Raw genomic sequence first — 13,707 nt, 5'->3', positions numbered from 1 at the left:
ATAATACAAGAGCTCTTGGTCTAGCTCGTTCCGCATCGTCTAACTAACTTCCTTCTCGTTCAAACACCCTCTGCGGTGCCGCATGCGACTGCTGCAGGAAAGGAGGAAGAAAACATGGATATATCACCTGATGCCAAAGTCATTCTGTTGACTGGTGCCAGCAGCGGCATTGGCGAAGCCACCGCCCGCCATCTGGCCCGAATGGGCCATCATCTCGTCATAGGTGCACGCCGTACCGAACGTCTTGCAGTATTGCAGGAAGAATTACGGACCGAAGGCCGGCAGGTTGACGCCCTGGCACTCGACGTCACACGGCTTGAAGACCTTCAGCGCATGGCCGATTTCGCGCGCGAACGGCATGGGCAAATCGACGTGCTGATCAACAATGCCGGCGTCATGCCGCTTTCCCCTCTGGCGGCGCTAAAGGTCGATGAGTGGAACCGCATGATCGACGTCAATATAAAGGGCGTATTGCACGGCATTGCAGCCGTCCTGCCGGTCATGCAGGCAGAGGGCAAAGGGCACATCATCAACATCGCCTCAATCGGCGCGCATGCCGTCTCGCCCACTGCCGCAGTCTATTGTGCAAGCAAGTTTGCAGTACGTGCCATTTCAGATGGTCTGCGTCAGGAAACCGACCAGATTCGGGTGAGCGTCATCAGTCCCGGTGTCGTGCAATCGGAACTGGCGGATCACATCACCGATGAAACGGCGCGCGCCGCCATGCTGGAGTTTCGCCGTGTTGCCCTGCCCCCGCAGGCGGTGGCGCAGGCAATCGCCTATGCGATCTCGCAACCCGACGACGTGGATGTCAGCGAAATCATCGTGCGTCCCACTGCCAGCCCCTTTTGAGCGACAAATCCCAATCGACAAGGACTATCATGTCACAGACAATGACAACATCACCCCAACACGACCTGCCCTTTGCAGGCAAGGTCGCTATCGTCACCGGTGCCGCCAGCGGTATCGGCCTTGCGACAGTCGAGCTTCTTCACGCTCAAGGCGCACGTATCGTGGCGGTCGGCCGTGGCGATAATGTCAAGGCCCTCGCCCGCGACAGCATCGTGCCGCTGGTTGCGGACGTCGCGCAGGAAGCAAGCTCGGCACGTGCGGTGGATACAGCGCTTTCAGAATTCGGGCAGCTGGATATTCTGGTTAACAATGCCGGTATCATCATCAACCGGCCCTTGGCCGAGATGAGCCTTGATGAGTGGAACCAGGTGCTTGCGGTCAACGCGACTGGTGCCTTCCTGTTTTCGCGCGAAGCCATGCGGGCGATGATGCCTGCCCGACGCGGGGCAATCGTCAATATAGGCTCCTATGCCTGCTTCCAGTCCTTTCCCGGCATTGCCGCCTATGCGGCATCCAAGGGCGCGCTGGCGCAACTCACCCGCACGTTGGCGCTTGAGGCCATCGGCCACAGCATCCGCGTCAATGCGGTCGGCTCAGGTGATGCAGTGACCAATATCACGAATGCAATCCAGCCAGATGGCCGCGCCTATCTTGCCGAACATGGCCGCAAAGCACCAATCGGTCGCGCTGCTTCCCCTGAGGAAATCGCTGAAGTGGTCGCTTTCCTCGCCTCGGACCGCGCAAGCTACATAGTGGGAGCCATCGTCATGGCCGATGGCGGGATGAGCGTGGCCATTCAATAATCAACAAACAACAGGAGTATCCATTCATGCAGCAACAAACTCAAAACAAGGTCTGGTTCATCACGGGGGCTGCGCGCGGCATCGGCCTGTCTCTGGCGCGGAAGGCCATGGCCAAAGGCGATAGCGTGGCCGCCACCTCGCGCACGCTCGAAAGCCTGCGGCAGGCATTTGGCGACGACAGCGCGCAATTTCTGGCACTGGAAGTCGATCTCGTCAGCGAGGCAAGAGTGAAAGCCGCCATCGACAAGACCATCGCCACCTTCGGTCGCATCGACCGCGTGGTCAACAATGCGGGCTACGGCCAACAGGGAGCCGTCGAGGCACTCTCCGACGCCGAACTGCGGCGCAATTTCGACGTCAATGTCTTCGCGCCCCTGCATGTGCTGCGCCATTCATTGCCGCATCTGCGTCGGCAGCGCAGCGGCCACATCTTCAATGTGGCTTCCATTGTCGGCTTTCAGGGCAGCTATGCCGGCTGGGGTAGCTATGTCGCCAGCAAGTTTGCGCTAGCAGGGCTGACCGAAACCCTCGCCGCTGAACTTGCGGAACTCGGCATCAAGGCGACTGTCGTCTATCCCGGCCCGGTGCGCACCGGCTTCCTGTCGAAGGACAGTCTGGTGGTGGCCGAGCATTCCATCGCCGATTATACTGAAGCGCAGGCTTCGCTCGACCTGCATATGAATGAGTTGGACGGCAAGCAGGCGGGCGATCCGGAGAAAGTGGCGACGCTGATCATGCAGGCCGCAAGTGTGGCCGAGCCGCCGGTGCATCTCTTTGCGGGCAAGATCGCAAACACTTTGGCCGAACAGAAGATGGAAGCCATACACAAGGATCTCGATGCTTGGCGCGGCGCTTCAGACGCCACAGATTTCGACGATTGACCGCATGAATGAGGCGCACCGCAGGCATGGCTTGCGGCGTGCCATCAAATTCACGATGGATCTGTATCATGTTTGACGAATTTCCGGCTGAAAAGGCCTATCGCATTCTCGAATCCGGCCCCATCCTGCTGGTATCGACGTACGGGGTGGACGGTCGCGCCAACCTTATGACCATGGGCTTCCACATGATGATAAGCCACGATCCGGCATTGGTCGGCGTCGTCATCGGTCCGTGGGATCATAGCCATGAGGCGCTTATGGAAAGCCGTGAATGCGTGCTGGCCGTGCCAACCGTCGATCTGGCGGAAAAGGTGGTCGATATCGGCAATTGTTCAGGGGACACGGTCGATAAATTCGAGCGTTTCGACCTGACACCCGTCGCAGCAAAAACCGTGAGCGCGCCGCTGGTGAGTGAATGCTGGGCCAATCTCGAATGCCGCATCGCAGATGATGGCTGGTCGCAACGCTATAACCTGTTCGTACTGGAGGTCCGGCACATCTCGGTCGACAATGCGCGGCAGGAAAAGCGGCTCATCCACCATCAGGGCGATGGCCGCTTCAGCATCGATGGCGAAACCATCGATCTGGGCGAACGCATGGTCAAGTGGCGTTACTTGATGGATTGACTTGCTTCCGCGCCTTGGCGAAACCGCGATCCGTGGCGATGAACCGCTTCAGCAAGGGCACGATCAGTCTGGCAGGCCCGCTGGGCGCACCGCTATCGGCCAACAGAGCGCCGTAGTCGATGAGGTCACCGTGGAACTGCGCGGGCAATTCCACCGCCACTTTCATCGGCTTGTCGTCGGCAAGAAGACCGAGTTTCAGCTTTGTCATGGTCAGTCCCTGTATGGTTCGAGAACTAAAACCCGCGTCACGATGACCCTGACCGGGAAGCCCGACGGGATGGTTAGCGTCGGCGCGACCTGCAACTGGCACTGGACGATCTGCTGCCTGGCCTGATTGATGGTGTCCTGTGCCCCGTCGCGGATGGCACGGATCAGCCTGTCCTCGTAGTCAGTCGCCAGTTCCGTGCCGATGCCGAGCAGCGTTGACAGGCCGGCTGCCTTCCTCAAATCCCACCAATGGTAATAGACGCCATCCTCAAGCCCGGTATAGCCGGAAGCGTCAGCACCGGCTAGCGTTCCAACACGATGGAGCGGCCATTGGGCAAGATCAGGCGGTTCCAGACGAGGAGGATGCGGCGCTGCCCGAACTGCACGCCGGCATCATATTGCCCGATAATTCGCGTTCCCTGTGAAACCAGGATAAGCGGGCCGGTTGGGCTGTCATAGATTGGGATGTTTTGAAAATGTCGCAATGCGATGCGGCGTGACTGAGTGCCGACGTCCCCAGGGCTATCTTGCAATTTGAAGCGGTTATGCCTGGACCGCTCACGGGAACGCCCTGCGGTGAGGCCATTTCCAGCGCGATGTCGTTAACAGGCATGTTGCACCATGAGCCGACGAGATCAAAATGTCTCACCCATAACAATTGTATGTGGTTGCGTGGTTCGTTACCCCCGATTTGAACCTGTTTTAGCTAAGGCACTGTTATAACTGATAAAATGAGATTTCGGTGTGTTATGATAATTTTTGGAAAACAAAAACCCTCAGCCAACTATTTGAATTGATTGAGGGTTTTGGGTTCTAACTGGTTGCGGGGGCTCGCAACCAACGATTCCTGCGATTATTCGTGTACCGTGAACCGAAACTGGTTGCATAACAGCCAATAAGTTCGCTCCGAGGTCCATGAAAGGATCAAGAGGCTTATTTTATCTACAATACACTGCCAGATTGCGCATCAAAATAATGAACAGGTCCTTGAGCGAGATCCAAAGTCAGAAGGTCGCCATCCCGGATAGACAATCGGTCGCGAAATACGCAGGTCAACTCGGTACCTGCCTGCTCGGCAACCGCGAATATTTCAGATCCGGTCGGTTCAACGACCTTGACCGATACGGCGAGGCCTTCGACGCCATCCCGAGCGAAAGCCATATGTTCAGGCCGTTTGCCAATTAGCACATCCTGCCCTTCTTCGAGTCTGGCTGGCGCGGGGAGATTGGTATGAAGTCCGTTTTCAAGAACTAAATTCTCGCCTGACTTTCTTGCCTTCAACAAATTCATGGAAGGTGAGCCGATAAACTGTCCCACGAAACTGTTCGCCGGATTGTCGTATAAATCAAGAGGGGCGCCTATCTGCTCGACGTTCCCAGCCTGCAGAACAACAATCTTGTCGGCCATAGTCATGGCCTCAACCTGATCATGGGTCACGTAGATGATGGTCGTGCCCAGACGCCTATGCAGAGCCTTGATTTCAGCGCGCATGGCGACCCTAAGCTTGGCATCGAGATTGGAAAGGGGTTCATCGAACAGAAAGACCTTCGGATTGCGGACAATCGAACGCCCCATCGCGACACGCTGACGCTGTCCGCCCGAAAGGTGGCGGGGATAACGTTCGAGAAGCGGAGTAAGGCCCAGTATATCCGCGGCTTCGGCGACCTTACGCTTTTTCTCTTCGGCAGAGGCCTTTGCCAAAGTCAGGGAAAAAGCCATGTTTTCCGCAACCGTCATATGCGGATAAAGCGCATAGTTCTGAAACACCATGGAAATGTCGCGCTGCTTCGGCGGCAAATCGTTGACGACCTTGTCTCCGATTGAAATGGTGCCGGAATTTATGTCTTCCAGTCCTGCTATCATTCTGAGAAGCGTGGACTTTCCGCATCCTGAAGGCCCAACCAGAACGACGAATTCACCATCCTCGATTTCTATGGAAACGTCCTGCATGACAGTCACGTTTCCATAGGTTTTACGGACATTCTTGATGGAGACTGGAGCCATTTTCTTTTCCATTTCTACATTCCGGCTCAATTTACAACCGGGCAAAGAACATATGGCCGGGCGGCATGACCGCCCAGCAACCTTCATCATCGGTTCGGCGATATCGTCAGATAATCGGCTGACAATGCACCTTCATGGACGATGAGGCCAATACCGCCACAGTCGATTGCCTGCGGACCATCGTCGACGGTTTCGATATCGACATCGCCGACCCGCGCCGAAAACCAGTTACCGCTCACATGAAGCAAAACCGGAATGGTTTCCTCCATCACGAAGTCAAAGGCTTTGCTGACGAGAATTTCAGTTTTATCGTCACGGATTCGCACAATTTCGACTGTGTTTGAACGTGTGACGCGCACCGCATAATACCGGCGTAGCCCCTGCACACGGAATGCCACACCACCATGATTACCAAGATGCACGACAATATCCGTCTTTACGGCATAATCCGTCCATTCGCGGGTGCCGTGCGAGACAATGCCTTCTCCGACCGACTGCGATATCCTGAAACTGGCCGGGAACCGCTTCGAGAAGAAGCTCACGCCATTGACCCATGCCATGCGCCAGAAATCACCGTCGCCCGCCGGACGGTGCAGCGTCAAGCTCGGAGCACCGTCCCAACGCAGATAATCGAGCAGCACCTTTCCATCGGCCTTCTTGCCTGTCGCCTTCAGCACAAGGCCGATTTCGGCAATCGGCTGACCGTCCAGTTCCGGCAATATCCACTCGATAATAGCATCCTTGCCAGCACCAAGTGAAACAGCCGGTCCGTCATGATCCGTCAGTTCATCAAGGGCGTTATAGCTACGGATACGAATACATGCTTCTACCTCGCCCGCATTATCCTGTGCGGCAACCAGTCTGGCTCGAACTTTCTGTCCGGGATAGACCAAAGGGGTCGCCATGAGATCGTAGGTCCGCATCTTGAGCATTTCGCGCGGTGAAAATGTCGGCGTTGTCGCCGCCGCATATTGCCCCGGACCAAGTGCCTCATAGGAAATCGCCAGCATGCGTCCTTGCGCTGTTTCTTCATTGAGAAGACGAACGGATTTGTTGGCATCCAGACTTTCCTGCGGCCGGAATCCTTGCTGGCTTCCGGGGAGAGAAAAGTGGAATCGTGCGCCATCCTTCGGTGCGGGCAGGGCTGCCTTACCCTGTAAAGCCAATCCCAGATTGGTGATGTAATAAGCGATGCGTACCGCGTCGTTGATCGAATTACCGCCGTCGGCGGAGGAAATCAGCAGTCGGTCGGCGATAGGTCCGCGCCAGTCAGGACCGGCCTCGATCCCGTCAAGACCGTGCATGATGCCCATCAGACATCCGACATTGCCGGCATTGCAGTCGGTATCCCATCCGGATGTATTGACGATCATCTGCGCCTTCTGAAAATCGTCATGCGCATAAAGCATGGTCATGATCATCAGGGCGTGATTGGGGACGACATGGCAATTGCCCGGATAACGGGCATAGCCATATTGATCCTCTATCAACTGGCGTGTTTTACGCCAATCCGTATGAAGGCCATGCCACTTGCGGATGTCGGCGATCAACCGCGCAATCAGGCAATCGGCAGGAATGACCGACAATCCCGTATCGATCAAATGGCCTATATCTGGGGAATGAAACGCCTCTGCCTCCATTGCCGCCCATAACATTGCCGCATAAACGGATTCTCCGTCATGGCTGACCTTGCCCGCCTGCTCGGCAAGACGGGCCGCCAACTTCGGCTGACCGGGCGCAACCATTGCCCATCCGTCAATGAAAATCTGCGCCCCGATCTGTTCGCCCATCGTCTGGCCGTTGACGGCAATCGAACCGGAGGCCGGTGCGGGAATGCCTTTTTTCAGATTGAGCCAGGCTGTATGTTCCGTCGAATTGCCGCTGCCGCCCCACCAGAGGATAGAGCGTTCTTCGACTATATAGTTGAGCCATGCCTTGCCGATATCTTCCGCCGAAAGATCGGGAGAAATACCATAGTCTTCAAGTGCCCTGATAAAGGTGAATGTTCCGGCTACGTCATCATCGGTCACGACCAGCGGATCGCCCAGCTTTTCATGAACATAGTAATTGATAGGTCCCAGCGTTTCCATGATCTTCTCATAGGTCCATCCCTCAAAGGGACGTCCCAGATAGACACCGATCAGCTTGCCCAGAACGCCCGCATAGACGCGTTCCAGATAGTCGTGGGGAGTTTGCACATTAGCCTCCGAATAATGATGAGTGTATTGCCCTTATCAGCCCTTGACCGCGCCGCCGGCCATACCTTCGATGAAGCGGCGTTGCAGAAAGATGAAGAGAATGACGACGGGAAGAACGATGATTAGTGCCGCAGCCATGATCTCACCCCAATCGCTGGAATATTGTCCACTCAGCAGGAAGAAGGAGACAACCGCAGTTACCTGATCCGAATCCTGCAAAAAGGTTGTCGCAATCAGGAATTCGTTCCATGAATAAAGACCTATGATCAGCGCTACCGTGAGAATTCCCGGTGAGACGATCGGCAGCATAACCTTGGTGAATACCTGCCAGTGGCTGGCGCCGTCGATCAGCGCCGCTTCTTCGAGTTCCTTAGGAACCGCAAGAAAATAAGTTCGCAGCAGCATGACCGCGAAGGGTGAATAGATCGCCGTATAGATAAGAGAGACGGCAAAGACATTGTTGACGAGACCCATATGGGCGAAGCCAAAATAAAGCGGAAACAGGAAGAGTTGGATCGGTGCCGTTGTCGTTCCAAGAAGATAGAACGTGACGATCTTCCAAGATTTTATCTTCTGTCTGGCCAAAACATAAGCCGTCAGGGAAGCTGTGGTGCAGACCAGAACGATTGTCGTCACGGCAAGCAGCGCCGAATTCAGCATTGTTTGTCCGAAACGGGCATCAACCCACGCGCGGGAAAAATTATCCCAACGAAATGTTTCCGGCCAGGCCAGCGGGTTTTGTACGATCTGCGCTGCGGGCTTGAGCGAGTTGACCACCAGAAGCGCAATCGGAAAAAGCGTGATGATGAGCAGAATGCCCAGCGCCATATAGGTCAGATAAAGAGTCGCTTTGCTTTCGACGAGCCTCATTGGTCGAACTCCCGGGACTGCGCACGAATATAGAAGGCGGTTGCGATCAGACCGAATAAACTGATGACGATTGCCACCGCCGCTGCCTTGCCGACGGCAAGATCGTAAAAGGCGCTGCGATAGGCGAGCGTGGAAAGAACCTCGCTGGAGAATGCCGGGCCGCCCTGTGTGAGAATGTAGACGAAATCAAAAACGAGGAATGACCAGATGACCGTCATGATCATCATGAGCGTGATCGTCGGCCGGATAGCGGGCAGCAGCACATAGCGCATGGTTTGCCAGAAGCTTGCCCCTTCGATACGTGCCGCCTCTATCTGTTCCTGCGGCACCTGCCGCAGGGCGGCAAAGAAAATGACACAAAGAAAGCCCCACCAGTGCCAGAGATCGACAGTCGCGATACCGTATAGCGCTGTGGATGGCTGCGTCAGCGGATCGAGTGTCGGAAAGCCCATGCGTTGCAGCATGCCGTTGACACCCGAAACCGGACTATAAATCATTCCCTGCCATATCCGCGCCAGAATGGCGGTCGCAATCACCATCGGCAGGAAATAGACCACCTGAAAGAACATGCGTCCGCGCCGCACCACCAGCAGCATCGCCGCAGCAACCAGACCGATGGCCACGGGAACAACCAGAAAAATCGCCGTCCAGATGATGTTGTTGCCAAGCGCTGTCCAGAAGACGCGGTCGGTCCACAATTCGCGGAAATTTTCAAGGCCGATAAAAACCGGCGACGTGATCCCGTCCCAGCGGAAAAAGGCCAGAGCCATCGTCAGCAGGGCAGGAATAAGAATGATCACGACATTGATGATCATGGTCGGCAATATATACAATCTGTGCATGCTAACCTCGCGACCGGAATGGCGATGGGCCATTCCGGTACATCGTCAGTTTCATCGTGCGGGAATTGCGGGAACCTTGCCCTGCTCCAGTTCCTGCTTGAAGCTTTCATCCAGCTTCTTGAGGAAATCCTCGACCGTATTGCGCTCCAGCCATACTTCCTCGATACCGTTGACGAGATAGGCATCGGTCGCCGGCGGCAGGAAAGTCCACGTCGTATAACCATAACGATTGGCTTCGACGGCCGAAGCCAGAGTCTTCATCGTATCGAGATAAAGCGGCTGAACGTTTTTCAATTCGACATCGGAAAGATTGTCCAGCGGCGTATTCCACTCACCCTGCCAGAGCTCATTCATCTTCTCGTAGGTATCGGATGAGAAGATAAAATCTATCGCCGCCGCAGCGCCCTTGGCGTTGCGGGCCTTGGCCGCGATGGAAAAGGTCGAGCCTACCCCCAGCGGGAATACCGGTTCGCGACCATCGGCACTCGGGAAACCGACAAAACCCGCTTGTGCATTGTTGCTTGGGAAATATGTTTCGACACGCTGGAACTGCCATGTTCCCGTCGGCATCATGCCTGCCTGCCCTGAGGCCATCTGCGCAAAGGCCTGCTCGTCGCTGAGCGAGAAATAATTGGGCCCGAAATAGCCTTTTTTCCACCATTCATTGAGCTTGGATATGGCCTTGACGAAAACCGCATCCGTCCATGGGAGTTCGCCTTTGAGCGCCTTATAGACATTGTCCGGCCCGGCTATCGCATTCAGCACGATCGAAACATAATGCTCGTTTGCTGGCCGCCAGTTCGCATTTCCCGAGGCGAAAGGAATGATTTTTTCCGCCAGCATGGCGTCGGCTAAGCTTTCAAGTTCCTCAATGGTTGCAGGAACTTTCCAGCCATGCTTTTCAAACAGCGTTTTATTAAAAAACAGACCAAGCGTTTCATACGTCTTGGGTAAGGCGTAAAGCTTGCCGTCATACTTTCCCATTTCAAGGAAAACCGGCAATATGCGGTCGTTCCATTTATATTCATTGGCAAAATCATCGAGCGGCAGAAGCTGACCCGCCTGCGCCATAGGAGCGACGTAACTCGGGCCTGCCGTATAGACAATATCGGGACCGCGCCCGGACAAAAGAGCGACACGCATTTGTTTGTCGAGTTCGCTACCGCGATAGTCAACAGTCAGTTTGTAATCTGGATGCGCAGCATTGAACGGATCAATGATACCCTCCCGCATGGCGCGCTGCTGATTGGGATCGGCCGATTCATACCACCATGTCACAGGTTCCTGGGCATAAGCAGGCATTGAAATATAGGCGGCACCCACAACCGCAAAACTGCCCTTCAGAAATGTACGCCTTCTCATGTTCTCCTCCATGAAGATTTTTCAAACCGACTTTCGCTCAACGAGTTGAAAGGGCATCTCATAGGCCACACCTTCACCGTTGCGGTTGCCGTTTAGTCTTTCGATCAATATTGCCGCGGCCTTCTCACCAATTCTTTCCTGGAACTGCGACACGGTACTCAATGGCGGAGACACCAAACGCGCAGCCGGAATGTCATCGAAGCCCGCCACCGCAATGTCATCTGGAATGGTAATGCCACGCTCCTGAAGTGCTTGCATGACGCCAATTGCCATCAGATCGTTGGCTGCGAAAATGGCATTGGGATCAAAATTCGACGCCAAAACCTTTTCAGCCGCACGAAAACCACCTGCATCGTTAAAGGCGTCATCGACAATGACGAGTGGCTCGAGCGCGGCCTCCATCACGGCTTCAAGATAGCCGTCCATTCTCATGCGCTGCGGACCACCCCGGCCCGCCACCATCGCAATACGGTGTCGTCCTGAACGGATAAGAGATTCCACCATCGCTTTCGAAGCGGCTTTGTTGTCGATAAAAATATCGTCAATGGCGAGCGGACCGCCTGTCTTGAGTGAAGATTCAATGCGCACCACCGGAACGCCTGCATCCAGAACCTCTACGAAATCGACCGCGCGCAAGCTGAAGAACACACCGATGACGCCATCCACCCGCCCTTCCCGCGCCCATTGCAGAAAATGCTGCTCACGCTCCTGTTCGCCGTCCGTATTGGCTGTAATGACATCGTAATTATTGTCCTGCGCAACCTTTTGAACACCACGCACAAGCCCCGGATAAAACGGATTTGTGATGTCGGGTACGATGCAGGCAATCGTCATGGTCTTACGCGTCTTGAGAGCTTGAGCGAAACGATTGGGAACATAGCCCAACTGCTTCACTGCCTCATGAATACGCCCGACCGTCTCAGCAGAAATGGTGGATGGCGTATTAGCGCCCCCCAGCACCATCGAAACGGTTGCCTGTGAAACGCCGGCTTTTAAAGCAACATCTCTCTGTGTAGGGCGACGACGCATAAACCTCCTCCGCTTATACGAATAACTAATACGTATAAGCGGAATGATACGATGTCAACTCCTCAAGCCTAATTCAGCGAATGGTGTTATAGATTATTCTGGTTGAAGGAGTTCGCTTACTGATTATCGATTTTATCCCAGGTGCACAACAAGGGCATTCGCACTGGCACAAGGCTCTCAGCGAGGAACAGATCATTGCCGTTGGTGCACAAGCCTATCTTCCGGATTCGTAACTTATCGTAGTTTAACGTGCTTTATCGTAGGTTCAGAACAAGGGCGCGCAAACAACGATTCCTGCACTTGCTCGAGCGCGAATTGCCGAAACTGTCTGCGCATCCAGCTCCAACACCCAAATATTAGATTTGGGAAAAATTTGAAAGCATGTCAACCAGTCACTTTCGCCACCCTTACCATATAGATATGTCGAGTCACTAGTGCCGGATAAAGAAACGCCGAATATTAAAGATAAGACGAAGATTATCTAGTGAAGCCACGCATACCAGATCATCTGCAAACGATAAACTTCAGCGTCGGATTAATCATAATAAATCCAACGTCACATGCCAGAAATTAATGCCTAGATCGGTTTTCTAAAGTCAATGATATGCTCAGTGCGCATGCGGCTCGCGAGACTATTTCCAGCTATCACCCTCATAGGCATGTAGCGCCGGTGATCGGGTATCTCGCGTTCTGTTTCTCCCAAAATCTCAAATCCAGCCAAGGTTCCGGCACGCTTCAAAAGTTCACTGTTTCGGACGTAAGTTCCGCGAATTGTTGAATTTCCAATTACATACGTTCCAATGGAGCCCTTCTTCAAGACTCGATACGCCTCCTTGGTTTGCTGCATCAGGTCAGAAAAATATCTATCGAGCATAAATTTGTTTTTGTTTTCGAGTTGGTCTAGACCGAGTTCAATAATTATATCTACGAAATCGTCGCTCAGCTTGCTATTCAGAGCGCGCTCGGCCCCGATGGCACTCCCACGGATTTTACGGAGGTCTTCCAAGCGATAGCCCAGCCAAACGAGCGACATGCGATGCCCTCGCATGTAATCAATCGCGTTCAGATAGGGAGGAGAAGTAACGATACAATCGACTGTGTCGCTTTCGACCACCGTCAGATTCCGAGCATCCCCGAGAAACGTCTCCGCTCTCATTTTGAACGAAGGAGCATCAAGTGCACTGTCCGACATCAGCGCCTTTGAGACAGAACTTGTTTAATTGAGAAGAGAGGATTTTCGGCTCATCGTAGCTTATTCAAAGGAAGCGAAGATGAGACAGAAAACCGGGCCGCAGACACCGGCGGCCGAGAAGACGATCAAGGACATCCGCCGAGCCACGCGCAAGCACCATTCTGCGGAAGACAAAATCCGCATCGTGCTGGAGGGCCTTCGCGGCGAGGACAGCATTGCCGCGATCTGCCGCCGCGAGGGGATCGCCGAGAGCCTGTATTATAGCTGGTCGAAGGAATTCCTCGAGGCGGGCAAGAAGCGGCTTGCCGGTGACACCGCCCGCTCGGCGACCAGTGACGAGGTCAAGGCGCTGCGCCGTGAGAGCCGGGACCTGAAGGAGGCGCTGGCTGACCTCACCCTGGAAAACCGCCTGCTCAAAAAAAGCATGATCGGGGATGGGGGCGACGACGAATGAGATATCCCGCCACCGAGAAACTGGAAATCATCCGGCTCGTCGAACAGTCCCACCTGTCAGCCAGGCAGACACTCGACAAGCTCGGCATTCCAAGGCCGACCTTCTACCGTTGGTATGATCGCTTCCTGACCCATGGCGTCGAGGGGCTGGAGGACCGGACGTCCGTGCCGTCACGGGTGTGGAACCGCATTCCCGACGATGTCCGCGACCGTATCATCACCATGGCGCTGGATCATGCCGATCTGTCTCCACGCGAGTTGGCGGTGAAGTTCACCGACACGGAAAGCTTGTCAATCGGCGTTTAAACGGGACCCCTTATCGGCGTCCAAAAAGTACCCCTCCTTTAGGTTGCAAGGTTTAGCGTGCGCGGGCCCGTAACTTTAAATT

12 protein-coding genes and 2 pseudogenes are annotated in these 13,707 nt (G+C 54.7%); 5 read left to right on the top strand and 9 right to left on the bottom strand.

What is annotated here, in order from left to right:
* The first annotated feature begins 114 nt into the window (after window positions 1-114).
* The 4 genes from VBH83_RS12300 to VBH83_RS12285 all read left to right on the top strand — a co-directional run bounded on the left by VBH83_RS12300 (window position 115) and on the right by VBH83_RS12285 (window position 3,162).
* Complete coding sequence (locus VBH83_RS12300; RefSeq protein WP_109987538.1) at window positions 115-852, top strand: SDR family oxidoreductase; 738 nt, start codon at window positions 115-117, stop codon at window positions 850-852.
* A 29-nt stretch (window positions 853-881) separates the two neighbouring features.
* The gene (locus tag VBH83_RS12295) at window positions 882-1,655 is read left to right on the top strand and encodes an SDR family NAD(P)-dependent oxidoreductase (protein WP_109987539.1); all 774 of its coding nucleotides are present in this window, start codon (window positions 882-884) and stop codon (window positions 1,653-1,655) included.
* A gap of 26 nt (window positions 1,656-1,681) precedes the next feature.
* Window positions 1,682-2,536 (top strand): SDR family oxidoreductase, encoded by an 855-nt coding sequence (locus VBH83_RS12290; RefSeq protein ID WP_109987540.1) that lies wholly within the window; start codon window positions 1,682-1,684, stop codon window positions 2,534-2,536.
* Between the two features lie 68 nt (window positions 2,537-2,604).
* Window positions 2,605-3,162 (top strand): flavin reductase family protein, encoded by a 558-nt coding sequence (locus VBH83_RS12285; protein ID WP_109987541.1) that lies wholly within the window; start codon window positions 2,605-2,607, stop codon window positions 3,160-3,162.
* Here VBH83_RS12285 and VBH83_RS12280 read toward each other — a convergent pair.
* The 9 genes and pseudogenes from VBH83_RS12280 to VBH83_RS12240 all read right to left on the bottom strand — a co-directional run bounded on the left by VBH83_RS12280 (window position 3,137) and on the right by VBH83_RS12240 (window position 12,866).
* A complete protein-coding gene (locus VBH83_RS12280; protein ID WP_109987542.1) occupies window positions 3,137-3,370 on the bottom strand; it encodes a DUF2274 domain-containing protein in 234 nt (77 codons plus the stop codon). The two genes, VBH83_RS12285 and VBH83_RS12280, sit on opposite strands and share 26 nt — an antisense overlap.
* A 2-nt stretch (window positions 3,371-3,372) precedes the next feature.
* Window positions 3,373-3,830, bottom strand: a pseudogene (locus VBH83_RS12275) (TrbI/VirB10 family protein); the annotation flags it as partial.
* A 481-nt stretch (window positions 3,831-4,311) separates the two neighbouring features.
* Window positions 4,312-5,373 carry an ABC transporter ATP-binding protein gene (locus VBH83_RS12270; RefSeq protein ID WP_119040865.1) on the bottom strand — a complete coding sequence of 354 codons (1,062 nt, stop codon included), beginning with the start codon at window positions 5,371-5,373 and terminating at the stop codon, window positions 4,312-4,314.
* An 86-nt stretch (window positions 5,374-5,459) separates the two neighbouring features.
* Window positions 5,460-7,571, bottom strand: a complete 2,112-nt coding sequence (locus VBH83_RS12265; protein ID WP_119039472.1) for an ADP-ribosylglycohydrolase family protein — start codon at window positions 7,569-7,571, stop codon at window positions 5,460-5,462.
* A 36-nt stretch (window positions 7,572-7,607) separates the two neighbouring features.
* Complete coding sequence (locus VBH83_RS12260) at window positions 7,608-8,441, bottom strand: carbohydrate ABC transporter permease (protein ID WP_119039470.1); 834 nt, start codon at window positions 8,439-8,441, stop codon at window positions 7,608-7,610.
* Entirely contained in the window at window positions 8,438-9,283 is an 846-nt protein-coding gene (locus VBH83_RS12255; RefSeq protein ID WP_167836742.1) for a carbohydrate ABC transporter permease, read from the bottom strand. The genes VBH83_RS12260 and VBH83_RS12255 overlap by 4 nt, the downstream gene beginning before the upstream one ends.
* A 51-nt stretch (window positions 9,284-9,334) precedes the next feature.
* Entirely contained in the window at window positions 9,335-10,645 is a 1,311-nt protein-coding gene (locus tag VBH83_RS12250; protein WP_119040863.1) for an ABC transporter substrate-binding protein, read from the bottom strand.
* A gap of 21 nt (window positions 10,646-10,666) precedes the next feature.
* On the bottom strand, window positions 10,667-11,674 hold the full coding sequence (locus VBH83_RS12245) for a LacI family DNA-binding transcriptional regulator (RefSeq protein WP_138725124.1): 1,008 nt from the start codon (window positions 11,672-11,674) through the stop codon (window positions 10,667-10,669).
* A 577-nt stretch (window positions 11,675-12,251) separates the two neighbouring features.
* A complete protein-coding gene (locus VBH83_RS12240) occupies window positions 12,252-12,866 on the bottom strand; it encodes a hypothetical protein (protein ID WP_396997906.1) in 615 nt (204 codons plus the stop codon).
* Window positions 12,867-12,945: 79 nt separating this feature from the next.
* On the opposite strand from VBH83_RS12240, the pseudogene VBH83_RS12235 reads away from it, so the two are divergent.
* Window positions 12,946-13,598, top strand: a pseudogene (locus VBH83_RS12235) (helix-turn-helix domain-containing protein); the annotation flags it as partial.
* Between the last annotated feature and the right edge of the window lie 109 nt (window positions 13,599-13,707).

It is taken from the genome of Ochrobactrum sp. S1502_03 (assembly GCF_044435015.1).
In the GTDB taxonomy this organism is placed as follows: Bacteria; Pseudomonadota; Alphaproteobacteria; order Rhizobiales; family Rhizobiaceae; genus Brucella; species Brucella chromiisoli.
The sequence above is the reverse complement of the archived record's forward strand: the minus strand, read 5'-3'. Positions and strand labels throughout refer to the sequence as shown.